This is a genomic window from Bifidobacterium sp. WK041_4_12 (genome assembly GCF_041080795.1).
GTDB lineage: Bacteria > Actinomycetota > Actinomycetes > Actinomycetales > Bifidobacteriaceae > Bombiscardovia > Bombiscardovia aquikefiricola.
On record NZ_CP129674.1, the window covers coordinates 50,591 to 64,794 of the forward strand.

Here is a 14,204-nt window from a genome sequence, read left to right on the forward strand (position 1 = left end):
TGCAATCAGACCTTCCTTGCAAACAGACCCTGCGGTCTGAAAAGAATGATGAGAATCAGGAGCACACCATAGACGATGATTCGAGCGTCGGGAACAATGCGCAGCATTTCTGGCCCGCCAATCAGAATGATTGCCCCTAGGACTGCTCCCAGCGGTGAATTCATGCCGCCCAGAACGATGATGGTGAGAATAAGAACCGAAACGTTCGACGTGAAGATGGTTGGATCTATATAGGTGTATTGATGTGCCAGCAGTGCACCGGCAAGCCCCGTGAAGAATGTGGCAATGGCATAGGCCAAGGATTTATAAGCACCCGTGCGAATGCTCAGAGCCTGGGATGCCTCCTGATCCGAACCGATTGCTTCAAAGACCCTACCCAGATGCGAAGAGCGAATGCGCGTCACCACAACCAGAGCGAACAGGAGCACAACGATGTCAAACAGATACTGCATTTGCTGCGTGAACAGAACATGTCCAAAGATTGTCGGGAAGGGGATTCCCTGAATGCCAAGCGAGCCCTTGGTCAGCGGTTCCCAGAGCCTGATTATGGCAACCATGACAGCTCCTACACCAATCGTTGCGATGGCCACATAATGCCCCGAAAGCTTCCATACGGGGAATGTCAGCACGCTTGATGCAATGGCTCCAACTATGCCTGCAGCCAGGAAAGCAATCAGAAATGGCCAGTGCAGCTGCGTCGTCAGAATGGCCGAAGCGTATGCGCCAACGGCCAGAGGGCCCGCCATGCCAAGAATTGTTTGGCCCGCTGAGCCAGATATCAAGGTGAGACCAACTGCGGCAATTGCGTAGATTGCAATCTGCGTGCCCACTCCTGCGAGATAGTCCGAGAAGAAGAAAGGTGTGGCGAGCACAACGCCGGCAAGTGCAAGATTCCCCCACCATGGCAGTGCTATCGGTCTACCTCCTCCCAGGAAAGTTCCGGTGAGCGGCTCGGATTTCACATCATTCTTTGGTCCCAGCAAGCCCTGCGGCTTAAGAATGAGAATGATCAGCAAGGCGCCGAACGTTATCAGATCATGTGCGCCATCGCCCAACCAAGAAATGCCGACCGCTTCGATGACACCAAGGACGAGCCCGCCAACGACAGCGCCAGGAATTGAACCAAGACCTCCGATTGTTGCGGCAACGAAGGCTGTCATTCCAATGGTTCCACCGTTCATCGGATTGATGTTCGAATTGAACAAGCCTACGAAAATGCCTGAGACACCCGCCAGAACCGACCCGATGACGAATGAAGTGTTACGAATCGACTTGACTGGAATGCCCATCTGCCGTGCGGCCTGAGAATCCTGTGACGTCGCACGGATTGCCTGCCCTATCTTGCCGTACTTGAGAAATGCCCACAGAGACACCATAATCAGCACGGTGAGTATCACCATCACGACATCGGATGTGCCAAAACGCACATCGAACAACTGCAGATTGTATGTCGGCAGAAGTTTGGGGAATGGCCGTGTCTGCGGGCCGAAAATCACCTGCAGACCGTTATCGAGAATCTGACCAATCCCAATGGTCGCAAGCAATGCAGCAATGGGCTTGCGCCCTTCGAGCGGTGTTATGATCGCGGCGTTCATCAATAATCCCAGCACCGCTGTGACTACGATGACGGCCAGTGCGGTCGGAATAATGCCCCAACCGAGCGAGGTACCGAGCCACCAGGCAACCATGATGCCAACGGCCACGACTGAGCCTTGCGCAAAGTTGGCAACGTTGGTGACCCCGAATATCAGTGACATGCCAACTGCCACCAAGGCATAGGCGCTGCCGTGAATGAGTCCGGAAAATAATGTATCAATCATATGACGTGCTTCCCCGCTGCATGAAGCGGCAGACGATTACTCATCTGCCGCCATGTCTGCATGCGTCGATTACGCTTCGTACTGAACGAATTTGCCGTCTTTGACAATCAGCAGAATCGGTTTGATATTGTCTGCCCTGCGGGTTTTCTGATTGAACTTGAAGCTTCCGCCGTTGCCCTGATACAGGGGGAAATCGGTGACAGTCTGCAAAGCTTTCTGAATGCCAGCACGCGTTGGCTCTGTCTTGTTTGCCGCATATGCCAAATCGGTAATCGCCTGATATGCAGTCACCTCGAAGTTGCCTGGATTATTGCCATATTTCGCATGGAAATCTTTGACAAACTGTTTCGCCTTGGAATCCTTGGTCCCCGTGGCGGAGAAGCTACCCGTGATAATGGTTCCGTCAGCGTTCTTGCCTGCCAGATTCAGGAATTCGGCTGTCTCCTGACCGCCGAAGTACGAACCCGTATAGCCAAGCTTGTCGCGTAGAGTGTTGAGCACGAGTGCACCGTCAGGTCCATAGCCGATGTCAACCACAGCATCAGGCTTTGCGTCACGCGCTGGAATCAGAATCGGGGAGAGATCCGTCGAATCGGCAAGATATGAGGATTCATAGACGATCTGTGTTCCATTTTTCTGTGCTTCAGCCTTGAAATATTCGTAGGCTTGCTTGCCCCAGTCATTTTCAAGATAGACCACTGATATCTTTTTTGCCTTCTTTGCAACAATGTCAGCATTGGCCTTTTGATAGGTGTCCTGACCGATCTGTGGCGTCCAGACGTGGTCGCCGGTATCGGTAAAGGTTGGAGCGGAATTATTGAAGCCATAGTGCACCAGCCCAGCCTGCTGGAAGGTTGGCGAAGCAGCTGAAGAGGCCGGCGATGCATAATCGCCCACAACAGCAATAATCGACTTATCGGCAACCAATTTTGGAGCAATGGCTGCATCCTGCTTGGGATCGGACTGAGTATCGAAGTATTTCAGGCCAAGTTTCTTGCCGCGAACACCGCCATCAGTGTTCACTTTTTCAATCGCCAGATTGAAACCCTGCTCAAAGAGCTTGCCGTATTCGGCGTATTGTCCTGTTTTGGGATAGATAACACCGATATTGACGGTATCGGACGAACTGCTGTTCGACGAAGCTGATGAGCTGTCGCCGCCGAGTCCGCATGCGGAAATGGCAAATGTGGCACCTATGGCTATCGCCGAGGCAACACTGATCCGTAGATATTTTTTGAAACTACTCATGGTAACTGCTCTCTCTTCTTCTGTTCACTGCACTTCTTGCTGGATATCTATGATTGGTTCATTACATTGATTCATAAAACTGACGTGGCTGAATTGTTGCCATGCATGGCACGTGCTGATCTGCGTTCTGGATTCTCAGATCAGAGTGCAAGCTTCGCCTTGTTCAGGATTTCGAAGGCCTTATCGCTGGCTGGCGTTGGAACGGTGCAACTCGGTGTCAGAAGGAATGGGGTGCCTTTCAACGCAGCAATGCTCTGTTCGACATTCGCAGCTATATGATCCAGACGCGTGTCGTCCGCGAAATCCGTCGAACGCGCCCCCACAACGGGAACACTGCTGGTCACGGTTGCTACTGCCGGGTTTCCTGCAAGGAAAGGATCCCATTGCAGGAATTCGAACGAGCCATCGTCGAACCATGCCGCGTGAGAATCGGCCTGACATGTGTGAAACAACACGACCGCCTCGGGGCTTTCGGCGCGGATCGCATCGAGCACAATGCGATCATATGGTTCAGAAAATTCCTTGTACTGCTGGTAATCGAAGTAATCCTCGCTCACCGTGCCAGTTATGGCATAGAAAATGCCATCCAGACCGGCCCCTCCTTCTGCAACTGGCTTCACCAAGGCTGCCGCATATTCGGCAAGCGTGTGAGCGATGTGTTCGAGCGCAACTTTCGCCGCTTCGGGCTGATTGAATACGAAGTCTTGAACCGTGGTATTTGAATGTGTGTAGGTGTCGTTCGGGTAGAGTGGCAGATCGGCAATTTGCAGTAACACCGAAAGTGGCGAGAATATGGTCTGCAGCACGGCACGATCTTCGAGTCCTTGCCTGATCAGCCGGGCAGCTTCAAGAGCTTCGGCAAATTCGGGAGTTTGCAGGGCAGAAAGCTGCTGAATGGCCGCAATATCGGCTGGAACCGTAATTGGTGAGCTGATTTTCTTAGGAATTACATAGCCCTGGTAATCGTTTTGGTCATAGACGCCGCCCCAAGCCTCGGCATAATAGACCGCGCGTGGATTGATTTTGACCCAGTCCCAATCCCACCGCTTGATGAAATCTATATAGGTATCGGCAAACTCCTTGGCACCGTATTCGTGCCCGACCAGATGCTGCCAGGCGCTCACGAGATACGGTGCTGGTGCTTCATCGCTATGGCGAGCGATGTTGTGAAATATCTGACGACGATCTGCAGCCATGATCTCCCTTTCGTTTGAGACTTCTTCAACGTCTTTTCCTGCAATAACGCTGAATTAATGATTATGAAAGTTGATGTTCGGATCCGTAACACGGTCGCATGGAGCATTGCTGCGTCACCGGATAGTGACTAGAGAACCGCATGATTGCAGGCTTCGTCAAGCTCGAAACACGGTTTTGGTTAGAGGGCTTTGTTATAACGCATCATCAATCGTTGCAAAGGTGTACATCTTATGCGCATTATTCAAAACGTCTATAACGAAGCGCTGTGTCGCTGACCTTCACTGTTGAATAATGGGCATCACTGCACCGTGCACTTCAACAACTTCACACAGTGCAGTCCACTTTTTTATAAGGCAAGCCTCGCAAGGGGAGACAATCGAAGGAGCTGAATACAGGGTGAGTCGCAATAACAGCTTTGACACTGTCCGCATTCAGGGTAGCTACAACCCTGAAGAGCACCATTACGCTTCGAATGTCCCCATCTATCTGAGTGCAGCATTCACCCTGGGCAGCGCTCAGCGCGGGAGAGACATCGCGGAAGGCAGGATACCTGGCTTTAGCTATTCACGAGTCGGCAATCCGACAGTTGCTGTTCTGGAACGCCGAATCGCTGCGCTTGAAGGCGGGGTTTCAGCAGTTGCAGTCGCCTCAGGCATGGCGGCCATATCGAATACGATTCTCACCGTTGCCGAAGGTGGTGGTCGAATCGTCGCGCAACACGACATTTACGGTGCCAGCTTGGATGAATTCGTGACACTTGCACCGAAGTTTGGCATTCACTTCGATTTTGTTGACGATATCAACGATTCGCGGCAATTGACTGCGGCGATTGGACCGGACACGAAGGCGATCTATGTTGAAAGCGTGACCAACCCAATCACCCGCGTCACCGACATTGAACACGTCGCATCAATCGCTCATAAGGCTGGGATTCCCTTGATTGTGGACAACACCTTGCCCACCCTGTATCTATTCCGCCCTATCGAGCATGGCGCTGACATTGTCGTGTATTCATCGACCAAAGGCATCAATGGCCATGGCAATGTGGTGAGCGGACTGATTGTCGATGCTGGACGATTCGACTGGTCACATACCCGCTTTCCTCAGTTTTCTGAGCCGGAGTTCACGCTCTACACCGAGGAGTTAGGCCACGCACCAAGCTTTGTGGAAACCTATGGAAACGAAGCCTTCCACCAACGACTTCGATGTAAGACCTTACGATTATTGGGTGCCGTTTTAGGGCCGCAGGAGGCATATCTCGAACTGCTTGGCCTGGAGACCATCAGCGAGCGCATCAGCAAGGAAGTGGCCTCCGCTCGCAGCATCGCACAGTTCCTTGATCATCATGAGCACGTCCGACGAGTCAACTATGCCGACCTGCCATCCAACGGTGAGAACAGCAAGCAGGCGCGTCTGGTCAAAAGTCTGTTTCCCAAGGGCATCGGGGCGATACTCTCATTCGAGCTTGAGGGCTCGGAAGACCGTGTCAACAGATTCATCGATGCGACCCAATTGTTCCACTACATTCCCAACATAGGCGACGTTCGTTCATTGATAGTCAATCCCGCCCGGATAACCCACCGCGAAGTGCCTTTTGAGTTCTGGGAAAAGAACGGTCTCAACGTCAATCTGATCCGACTTTCTATAGGTCTGGAAGATGTGGATGATCTGATTGCCGACTTGGAACGCGCCTTCGAGCTTGCCTATCGCGATTGACCTTCCCACATGCCCACTGCCTAACAACTGCCTCATCACTCGTATCACCGCCTAGCAACTGTCTATATCGTCACAGTTGCATTGCGTCATATGCGAAAGCGCGGTTTCCAGGCATAGTGGGATTGTAGGATAATCACAACTAACAAGGGGGCGGTTGTGGTCAATACAGATAACGGCAAGCACAATGTTGAGGCGCATAAGGCTGAGACTCATAAGGTTGAACAGCAGCAAGAAAGCACGGCTACGGTGACGTGGAGCCGCATGCTTGCCGGCAACAGGCGCTTTGCACAGGGCGAGGCCGAGCACCCTTGGCAAGACAAGGACACTCGTGAAGGCCTGATCGACGGGCAAAGCCCAGATGCGGCCGTGCTCTCATGCTCGGATTCTCGCGTGCCCCCGGAAATCATATTTGACGAGGGACTGGGTGATCTATTCACGATTCGAACTGCCGGTGAAATCATTGACGATGCCGTGCAAGCCTCGCTGGAGTTCGCAATCGAATCCTTGCATGTGAGCCTGCTGGTCGTTATGGGTCATGAACATTGTGGGGCCGTTCAATCGGCTCTGGCTGCTTTGAATGCCAACGAATCGCTGCGGACAGGTTTCTCCGAAGGCAACAATGTCGACGAACTGGTTTCCGATTCGATCGTGGTTCGTCAGGTAGGAGCCTCCATTCTTGCCGCGCAGACAGCGGATCTGAGCACAACCGATGAGTTTGAGCGTGTGCATGTCGCCAGAACGATTGAGCGTCTGGTCTCAAGCTCAAGCATCATTCAAGAAGCCATTGCAAGCGGCAGGGTTTCGATGGTTGGAGCCCGTTATCTGCTCACCACCGGCAAGGTTGAGGTGCTCTCCTTCTGAGGCTGTCGATGTGGCTTTCCACGAAGCTCTCGATGGTCTGTCAAAGCGCGGTCTTACAACGCGTTGCTTCGCTTCTCTTCGCTCACAGAGGTGCTCGGCGTGCAATTGACGGCTGCTCACAGTAAATTGGAGATATGTCGTTGTGGCTTAATATCGTGCTGATCTTTGTATTTCTCGTCATCGGCTCCGTATTTTCAGGTACGGAGCTGGCCTTGGTGTCGCTGCGCGGCTCTCAGATTGAGCAAATGGAGCAGGAAGATGCCAAGGGTGCGCGAGTGGGCAAAATTGCACGCGATCCGAATACATTTCTTTCCACAGTGCAGATTGGCGTCACCCTTTCTGGTTTTCTTTCCGCATCGTTTGGCGCATCATCGCTTGCACCGCAGATAGTGCCGATGCTTAGCTCCTGGGGTATGCCCAACAATGTGGCATCACCGCTGACAACAGTCGTTCTGACTCTGATCATTTCATATTTCTCCATCGTGATTTCCGAGATGGTGCCCAAACGCATCGCCATGCAACGCACCGAACAGATTGCACGAGCAACCGTTCCTGCCATTCATGTGTTCTCTGCCGTGTGCAAGCCTCTGATCTGGCTTATCGGCAAGAATACGAATGGCATCGTGAGACTGCTGGGCTTCGACCCGCAGCAGACCAACACGCAGGTCAGCGATGACGAGCTCAGGGTTCTTGTCTCAAGCAATACGCATCTGAGCAAGGATGAACGCACCATTCTGGACGATGTCTTCGATGCGTCAGAAACGATTGTCGCCGAAGTCATGCGACCGCGCGCCGATGTCACCTTCCTTGACGCCGACATGTCTTTGCATGACGCGGCTGTCTTCGTACGCAATGAGCCCTATTCGCGATATCCGGTCAAAGGCAAGGATTTTGACGATGTGCTTGGTTTCGTGCATGTCCGCGATTTACTCGATGTTCGCGATTCGAATGCCAAAACCGTTGCCGACGTGACCCGTGACGGCATCTCGCTGCCAGGCACTTCAAAGCTGCTTCCCAGCCTCGAAATGCTGCGTAAACGTGGCATCCATCTCGCCGTAGTCATCGATGAATACGGTGGTACGGACGGCATCGTCACGCTTGAGGACATGACAGAGGAGCTGGTCGGCGATATCCGAGATGAATATGACCTGCCTGAAACGTCTGGGAAGCCACGGCAAAAGCAGACCGCGTTCGTCAACGGCATCGCCACGATTGACGGCGGCATGACCATCGAAGATTTTGCGGATGTGACCGGCATCGAACTGGAAGACGGACCTTACGAAACAGTTGCCGGATACTTCCTTGCTCACACCGGAAAGATGGGCCAAATCGGTGAGATTCTGCACTCCGATGACGGCTATGACATGGTCGTCACGCAGGTCGAGGGAAGACGCATCGAAACGATACAGGTACGCCGCAGGCAGAACATGAAGCCCCTGAATCCGTTGACCGGCTCAGGCAACGAGGCGGATGCGGCACAACAAGGAGTCTGAGACCAAGGGATGCGCAACAAGTCATAAATGTTCACGTTTCACTGATTTGACTTCTTGAATGCGGCATTTACGCTAGTGATTAGGGTGCAAAAGCAATGGCTTCCATCTGTTGAATCGCACCAACGAACACGATGGAATGCCCAACATTATACGAAGGAGTTTTTATGGCATTGACTTTCACGGTTCCCGGACTTGATGAAGCAGCTTCCGAGAAGATTATCTCCATTTTGCAGAACAGACTGAGCCAGGAACAAGAGGCTTCACTGGTGCTCAAGCACGCTCACTGGAACGTAACCGGCCCAAACTTCATTGCAGTGCACTTGATGCTTGATCCACAGGTCGACGAGGTCAGGAACATGGCCGATGAGACCGCAGAGCGCATTGCAACCCTCGGCGGTTCACCAGATGGCCGCCCTGAGGCGATCATTCGTAACCGCACTTGGAAGGGCGTGGACCTGGATGGTCGTAAGTCCACTCTTGACTATCTGAAGGCGCTGTGCGGTTTCTATGATTCATTCATCGCCGATGACCGCGAGGCCATCAAGGAATTGGATGAACTTGATGTTGTCAGCTCCAACATCATTCAGGATCATGTGCAGAAGCTCGAAGCCTTCCAGTGGTTCATGAGAAGCCATTTGATCTGAGTTCTCTCGCATAGAGATTTCACACAGTGCGCCTTCGGTGCAGCTTTTCAGCAGTTTTAGTTTTCTGCAGTTTTTAGTTTTCTGCAGTTTTTACGAAAGCGATTCCGAAGGCACACTGTTCTTTTTGTGTGGCTGTTTGTGTGTCTGTTTGTGTGGCTTTGCATGCAATAGATGCACGGCTCAAGCTGGAATCAGCTTTGAATCAGCCTGGAATCAGCCGATGATGTGGTGATTCAGAGTGCGACGGCGTTGTTTCCAGTCCGGCATGAATGCGGTCATATAACGCTGGAATGTCGCGCCGTGACCGGAAGCCCAGAGGTGTGTCAGCTCATGGACGAGCACATATTCGAGTAGCTCAGGCTCAAGCCACGCCAGTTCAAGATTCAGGCGAATTCGCCGTGTGGCAGGCGTGCACGATCCCCAGCGGGTTGTCATAAGTCTCAAGGAAATGTTGCTCGGCTCACGGCCAACAATCGGCAGCCACTTGTTCAGCAATGCAGGTAGGACGGCGTTCATTCTTTGTCGAGCCTCGTTTTTTCTGGCAGTCGACCAGACTTGCTTCGTTCCCGATTCCATGGCCGCACTTCTTGCCTCGCCAAGCTCCCTTTCTGCTTGTTCAATCCAATCCCACCGGTTCTCAATAAAATCTCGGATAGTGCCGTCTGATATCCGAAATGGTGCAGTTACAGCGATTCTGCCGTCCTTGGTTTGAATGCGCAGGTACATGTTCTTCACAGACTTGCGGGTAATCGTGACCGGTCTGCCATGGAATTCGGCTGTATGAACGGTGGTTGTTCGGGCGGTACGCCTCGTGACACCTCTTGTATTCGCACTCACCTTGTTCTGCAACCAACCCTTGCCATGTCTCGACCACACATTCAGATTCATTTCGCGCATGCCCACAAGCTGCGACGATGTAACGATGCGAATAACCGCACTATCATCCACCTATTATTTCCTGTCATATTCGCTCAACCAGCATAGAACATGGTGCTGTTTTTCGGCTGGCAATGCGCGGCAGCATAAGGAAAAATCCATGCCCGAAAACGACACGGTGGAATTGACTTCATGAGGCTAAGACTGTATCGTATCTCCTTGTGTGTTTTACACGCACAAAAGCGGGCCCGTAGCTCAGGTGGTTAGAGCGCATCCCTGATAAGGATGAGGTCGGAGGTTCAAGTCCTCCCGGGCCCACGCTAAGTTAACTATTTGGCAATTCGGGGCTATGGCGCAGCTGGTAGCGCATCTGCTTTGCAAGCAGAGGGTCGGGAGTTCGAATCTCCCTAGCTCCACGGTTATCAAAGGGCCGGTCCGTCGTGACCGGCCTTTTTTGTTGCCATTTCAGTGTTTTCCCCTTGTGCTTCCATGGTTTCCCGGTTGGTCTGTCTTGACGTGCAATGCCGTGTTTTCGCTTGCTGTTTCCTGTTTGGCGTGGTAATTCATGTGGTAAAAGCAGCATGGTTCACGGGTGCAGGAGGATGTTATGACTCGGAGATTCGGTACGCTTCGGCACAAGAGCAATCGGACGAGCGCGTGGATAGAGGCGAGTTATCTGACGCCCTTCTGGGCTTTTGATAAGTGGCCTGGATTGAGGGAGCGTCAGTATGCCAGCTTCGACATTGATGACGAGGCCGGTGCACTGGTGTGGCTCAGGGACGCCAAGCTTCGTATCGACGCCCATTCATGGCAGCCTGAAAGGGAGATCCTTCGGGAGCAGCAGCGTCGCTCGTTGACCTTCGCGCAATACTTTGAACAATGGCTGAGTCTGCGACGCACCCGGTCGGGCGACCAACTCCAGGCAGGCACGGTCTACAGGATACGCAAGGACGCGACGAACCATATCCTCCCGTTTTTTGGCAAACGACGCTTGGCCGAGATCACGAGCCGTGATGTGGATCGGTGGTGGGACGGGTTGGATCACTCGCAGCGCAGCATGTGCATCAATGCACTCAAAGTGCTCAAGAGCGTGTTGGCATCCGCCAGCAGTCCCGGGCCCGATGGGGAAAGCCCAATGATTTCCAGGAATCCCTGCACCATCATGACACCATCGCAGCGACGCAACACCGAGACGGTGCCCGCCACGCTCGCACAGGTACGCATGATCTACGAGGCCATGCCCGAACGGTACCGTGCGGCGGTGTACATCGCCGTATTCTGCAACGGCCCGCGCATCGGCGAGATCTGCGCGCTCACCAGAAGCAGCATCGATCTGGACCATTTGGTGCTTCATATTCGCTCGAGCCGCAAGACCATTGGACCGGAACTGATCGGCAGCACCAAAACCGAGCACAGTGAACGCGACGAGAGCATACCTCCGCAATTGAAACCAATGATGGAGACGCTACTCGACCTTACCGGTCCCGAAGCTGGTGCTTTTATTTTCCCCGGCGTCAATGACCATTCGGCCCCGTTGCACCCCAACACGCTCAGAGGCTGGTACGACAAGGCCCGAATCCAGGCGGGACGCAAGGATCTTCGTTTTCATGATCTGCGTCATACGGCGTTGACGTTGCTGGCCCAGCAGGGTGCGACGGTGCGTGAGATCATGGATGCAGCCGGTCATTCGGATCCGCAGACCGCGATGCGTTACCAGCACAGTGTCCAGTCGCGGTCAAGGGATCTCGCGAGGCAGATAGGTTCGCTCATTCCCGGTGAGGATACCGTCGAGTCGCTGCGTTCGCGTATACGGGATAACGATCAACGCATAAAGGAACTCAAGCAGCAGAACGAACAACTGACGATACGGCTCACCGCTGTTATGAGGAAAGCTGAAAAACTCAAATAAACACGGGGACGGACTCGACTTTCCCCTCAACTCTCATGTGTGCAGCATGAGCGTGCTCAGATTCGGTACAGTGTCTGTTGCTGATGGCTCGCCATGTCTTGGCTCATTGCCAGGTAGTTGCGGAAGTCCTCGATGACTTGCACGGTGACGTCCAGCTCGCAGGCGATGGCGTAGACGTCACCGTCGTATTCGTTCTCGGCGAGGGCGTATTCGCACGGCCGTATGAGCTTGGACGCGGTTTCCATGCGGGCATGGCGCTCGATCTTCGAGCCCAGGGTTCCCGAACAGGTTTCGTCGGCGTGCTCCCAGTGCACGAGCTCGTGCGCCAGGGTGCAGCGTTGCTGGGCGCTGATGAGCCGCTGGTCTATGAGGATGAGCTTCGTCGCTTCATCGTATATTCCGGTGAGATCCCCCGGAAGCAGAGTGTTGACGACACTCACGTCGAGGTGCTCGGTGTCGTTGACGATCTGCGTGTATGTCCGGTGCAGGAAATCGGGGAGGACGCGCCTGTTATCGTCCATCGCCGCCTGCCGCCTCAACCCATTTGTTGGGGTCGTGCGATGCCGCGAGCCTGACATCATGGCTGGCTATCTTGTTGAGCACGTACGCTGTCTTGTCCGCTTCGGACAATTCGCTTGGCTGCGACTCCCCCAGGGTGACGGGTCCCCGCTGATCACGTTCGATGAACGCTTCGGCGGATTGGATGAGTTCGTGGGGGTAGACGCCGAACACCTCGGCGAGTTGGGCGAGCTGGGTGACCTTGATGTCACGCTCATTCTTGAGAATGCGGATCAGGGTGCGTTCGGGAACGCCCGAGCGTTCCGCGAGCCGTTTGATCGTCAGCCCCGCCGCCGATCGTTCGGATGCTATGGTCTTCGCTGTAGCTTCGTTCATGTCCATATGGACACTCTATAACACTGAACAGTCATTATCAAGCCCTATATGGGCACTTCCGATATTGACATACTGCCTGTTTGGGCATTAACATGTCTTTCATGGACAGTTCAAGTTTCGCGACACTCGTCGCGCACCATGTCGCGGCGGTCATCACCCGGTCGGGCGCTTCCATACTGCGTGCCTCGCAGCTGACGGGGATCCCTCGGATGACCCTGATCCGCCGGCTGCGCTTCCCCTCCACATCACCATTCGATGTGCATGAGCTGGAGATGCTGGCGCGAGCCTTCCACGTCGACATCGAGACCCTGGTAAGCCCCGTCGAAGAGGCGGCCCTACCAGTGCCGGACACGCATCACGGGGTTACGGGCGAAAGGGCCGATCATGATTAGCAGTGACGGATTCGTGCCGAAGTGGGTGAATCTGAGTGAGGCGTCGATCATGCTGGGCATGGATCGTCGCCAGATCCTCAAGCTCGGCAGGGAGGGTGTGCTGCGCGTATGCCAGCCCTCACGCCAGTATCGGGTGTCCACGGACAGCATCGAGCATCTGGACGAACGACTCGCCGAGGTGCGCAGCACCGCGAGGATCCATCGCAGGAGACGCCCGTGAGTCTGCGCAGCATGCTGTGGGCGTTGAACGACGCGCCCACGGGCAAGGATACGACCGCGAAGGTCATCCTGATCGCCTTGGGTGATTACGCCAATCCCGACGGCACCGGCGCCTACCCCAGTCTGGCGACACTGTCCCGGATCGCCGAGGTGTCACGCCGCACGGTGCAATACAAGCTGCGCCTGCTGGAACGGTCCGGAGCGATACACCATGGCAACCAGCGGCTCGCCTCGTACCTGCCCGGCAACCATCGCCCCACCGTATGGGACCTGAACCTGCAAACCACGAGACACACAGTGAAGGACACAACCGTCACGGGTGCAGATCCTGCACCCGTGGACGTTCACAGGGATGCAGCAAGCACTGTCCAGGGATGCAATCACAGCCCCGTAGACATGCAACACGGTGCACACGAACCACATAACCCGACAAATAACCCGGGTGAGAGACTCCCCCACCGTCGCCGCCGACCCACGATGAGCAGAATCGGCGACTGGCGGCCTGATAGTGCGCACCACGCTCTCGCCACCACGCTTGGCTTGGACTGTGATGCGGAGTTTGCGAAATTCCGCGACCGATGTCTCTCCTCGGCACAGGTCAGTGCCGACTGGGATGCGAGTTTCCGCAACTGGCTCAGACGCGGCCATGAACTCAACCTCATGAGCAAGGCCCGCCACCCATCCGACCACGCTCACACGCACACCTGGAAATGCACGCACGTGCTCGCCTTGCTGCGCAGGGACGAGGAGAATGCCACTCCCGACGGTCTCGCGGTCACCCTGGCCAAACTGTTGAACACGGGCATCACCGGCATTCAGGCACTGCAACGGCTGGGCCTGCCAACTGACGATGACCTATCCACGCCGTGACGTGTACGCACGCACGGCAAACAACAATTGTGCCCTCGTTATCACGGTTCTCTTTTGCCTGATGA

Annotated in this window: 14 protein-coding genes and 2 tRNA genes; 10 read left to right on the top strand and 6 right to left on the bottom strand. The window is 54.4% G+C overall.

Translation table 11 applies throughout. The features are described from left to right. Positions 1-5: 5 nt before the first annotated feature. The 3 genes from QN215_RS00180 to QN215_RS00190 all read right to left on the bottom strand — a co-directional run bounded on the left by QN215_RS00180 (position 6) and on the right by QN215_RS00190 (position 4,264). Positions 6-1,820 carry an ABC transporter permease gene (locus QN215_RS00180; RefSeq protein WP_369344177.1) on the bottom strand — a complete coding sequence of 605 codons (1,815 nt, stop codon included), beginning with the start codon at positions 1,818-1,820 and terminating at the stop codon, positions 6-8. Positions 1,821-1,889: 69 nt separating this feature from the next. Further along, positions 1,890-3,068: an ABC transporter substrate-binding protein gene (locus QN215_RS00185; RefSeq protein WP_369344178.1), complete on the bottom strand. Its 1,179-nt coding sequence runs from the start codon at positions 3,066-3,068 to the stop codon at positions 1,890-1,892. Between the two features lie 140 nt (positions 3,069-3,208). Then, positions 3,209-4,264 (bottom strand): uroporphyrinogen decarboxylase family protein, encoded by a 1,056-nt coding sequence (locus tag QN215_RS00190; protein ID WP_369344179.1) that lies wholly within the window; start codon positions 4,262-4,264, stop codon positions 3,209-3,211. Between the two features lie 397 nt (positions 4,265-4,661). Here QN215_RS00190 and QN215_RS00195 point away from each other — a divergent pair, with 397 nt between their 5' ends. The 4 genes from QN215_RS00195 to QN215_RS00210 all read left to right on the top strand — a co-directional run bounded on the left by QN215_RS00195 (position 4,662) and on the right by QN215_RS00210 (position 8,979). Further along, positions 4,662-5,981, top strand: coding sequence for an O-acetylhomoserine aminocarboxypropyltransferase/cysteine synthase family protein (locus QN215_RS00195; protein WP_369344180.1), 1,320 nt, complete (start codon positions 4,662-4,664; stop codon positions 5,979-5,981). Between the two features lie 261 nt (positions 5,982-6,242). Next, positions 6,243-6,842: a carbonic anhydrase gene (locus tag QN215_RS00200; RefSeq protein WP_369345007.1), complete on the top strand. Its 600-nt coding sequence runs from the start codon at positions 6,243-6,245 to the stop codon at positions 6,840-6,842. A gap of 134 nt (positions 6,843-6,976) precedes the next feature. Next, positions 6,977-8,335 (top strand): hemolysin family protein, encoded by a 1,359-nt coding sequence (locus QN215_RS00205; protein ID WP_369344181.1) that lies wholly within the window; start codon positions 6,977-6,979, stop codon positions 8,333-8,335. Between the two features lie 164 nt (positions 8,336-8,499). After that, positions 8,500-8,979 (top strand): Dps family protein, encoded by a 480-nt coding sequence (locus QN215_RS00210; RefSeq protein ID WP_369344182.1) that lies wholly within the window; start codon positions 8,500-8,502, stop codon positions 8,977-8,979. A 213-nt stretch (positions 8,980-9,192) separates the two neighbouring features. On the opposite strand, the gene QN215_RS00215 is transcribed toward QN215_RS00210, so the two are convergent. After that, complete coding sequence (locus QN215_RS00215) at positions 9,193-9,927, bottom strand: M48 family metallopeptidase (RefSeq protein ID WP_369344183.1); 735 nt, start codon at positions 9,925-9,927, stop codon at positions 9,193-9,195. Between the two features lie 172 nt (positions 9,928-10,099). On the opposite strand from QN215_RS00215, the gene QN215_RS00220 reads away from it, so the two are divergent. The 3 genes from QN215_RS00220 to QN215_RS00230 all read left to right on the top strand — a co-directional run bounded on the left by QN215_RS00220 (position 10,100) and on the right by QN215_RS00230 (position 11,764). Next, positions 10,100-10,173, top strand: a tRNA-Ile gene (locus QN215_RS00220). Between the two features lie 25 nt (positions 10,174-10,198). Next, positions 10,199-10,271, top strand: a tRNA-Ala gene (locus tag QN215_RS00225). 191 nt (positions 10,272-10,462) lie between these two features. Continuing rightward, complete coding sequence (locus tag QN215_RS00230; protein WP_369344184.1) at positions 10,463-11,764, top strand: tyrosine-type recombinase/integrase; 1,302 nt, start codon at positions 10,463-10,465, stop codon at positions 11,762-11,764. 56 nt (positions 11,765-11,820) lie between these two features. On the opposite strand, the gene QN215_RS00235 is transcribed toward QN215_RS00230, so the two are convergent. Together QN215_RS00235 and QN215_RS00240 are read right to left on the bottom strand one after the other, a co-directional pair. Then, positions 11,821-12,285: an ImmA/IrrE family metallo-endopeptidase gene (locus QN215_RS00235; protein WP_369344185.1), complete on the bottom strand. Its 465-nt coding sequence runs from the start codon at positions 12,283-12,285 to the stop codon at positions 11,821-11,823. Continuing rightward, positions 12,275-12,658, bottom strand: a complete 384-nt coding sequence (locus QN215_RS00240) for a helix-turn-helix transcriptional regulator (protein ID WP_369344186.1) — start codon at positions 12,656-12,658, stop codon at positions 12,275-12,277. The genes QN215_RS00235 and QN215_RS00240 overlap by 11 nt, the downstream gene beginning before the upstream one ends. 92 nt (positions 12,659-12,750) lie before the next feature. Here QN215_RS00240 and QN215_RS00245 point away from each other — a divergent pair, with 92 nt between their 5' ends. Genes QN215_RS00245 through QN215_RS00255 form a run of 3 tightly spaced genes read left to right on the top strand, consistent with a single transcriptional unit; the run spans position 12,751 to position 14,139 of the window. After that, a complete protein-coding gene (locus tag QN215_RS00245) occupies positions 12,751-13,050 on the top strand; it encodes a hypothetical protein (RefSeq protein ID WP_369344187.1) in 300 nt (99 codons plus the stop codon). After that, the gene (locus QN215_RS00250) at positions 13,043-13,270 is read left to right on the top strand and encodes a hypothetical protein (RefSeq protein ID WP_369344188.1); all 228 of its coding nucleotides are present in this window, start codon (positions 13,043-13,045) and stop codon (positions 13,268-13,270) included. Before QN215_RS00245 ends, QN215_RS00250 begins: the two co-directional genes overlap by 8 nt. Further along, positions 13,267-14,139 (top strand): helix-turn-helix domain-containing protein, encoded by an 873-nt coding sequence (locus QN215_RS00255; RefSeq protein ID WP_369344189.1) that lies wholly within the window; start codon positions 13,267-13,269, stop codon positions 14,137-14,139. Before QN215_RS00250 ends, QN215_RS00255 begins: the two co-directional genes overlap by 4 nt. Positions 14,140-14,204 lie beyond the last annotated feature (65 nt).

Excerpts from the sequence above, each read along its gene's own strand:
- QN215_RS00180 (WP_369344177.1), bottom strand. The coding sequence starts at position 1,820 with ATGATTGATACATTATTTTCCGGACTCATTCACGGCAGCGCCTATGCC.
- QN215_RS00185 (WP_369344178.1), bottom strand. The coding sequence starts at position 3,068 with ATGAGTAGTTTCAAAAAATATCTACGGATCAGTGTTGCCTCGGCGATA.
- QN215_RS00190 (WP_369344179.1), bottom strand. The coding sequence starts at position 4,264 with ATGGCTGCAGATCGTCGTCAGATATTTCACAACATCGCTCGCCATAGC.
- QN215_RS00200 (WP_369345007.1), top strand. The coding sequence starts at position 6,243 with ATGCTTGCCGGCAACAGGCGCTTTGCACAGGGCGAGGCCGAGCACCCT.
- QN215_RS00205 (WP_369344181.1), top strand. The coding sequence starts at position 6,977 with ATGTCGTTGTGGCTTAATATCGTGCTGATCTTTGTATTTCTCGTCATC.
- QN215_RS00210 (WP_369344182.1), top strand. The coding sequence starts at position 8,500 with ATGGCATTGACTTTCACGGTTCCCGGACTTGATGAAGCAGCTTCCGAG.
- QN215_RS00230 (WP_369344184.1), top strand. The coding sequence starts at position 10,463 with ATGACTCGGAGATTCGGTACGCTTCGGCACAAGAGCAATCGGACGAGC.
- QN215_RS00235 (WP_369344185.1), bottom strand. The coding sequence starts at position 12,285 with ATGGACGATAACAGGCGCGTCCTCCCCGATTTCCTGCACCGGACATAC.
- QN215_RS00240 (WP_369344186.1), bottom strand. The coding sequence starts at position 12,658 with ATGAACGAAGCTACAGCGAAGACCATAGCATCCGAACGATCGGCGGCG.
- QN215_RS00245 (WP_369344187.1), top strand. The coding sequence starts at position 12,751 with ATGTCTTTCATGGACAGTTCAAGTTTCGCGACACTCGTCGCGCACCAT.
- QN215_RS00250 (WP_369344188.1), top strand. The coding sequence starts at position 13,043 with ATGATTAGCAGTGACGGATTCGTGCCGAAGTGGGTGAATCTGAGTGAG.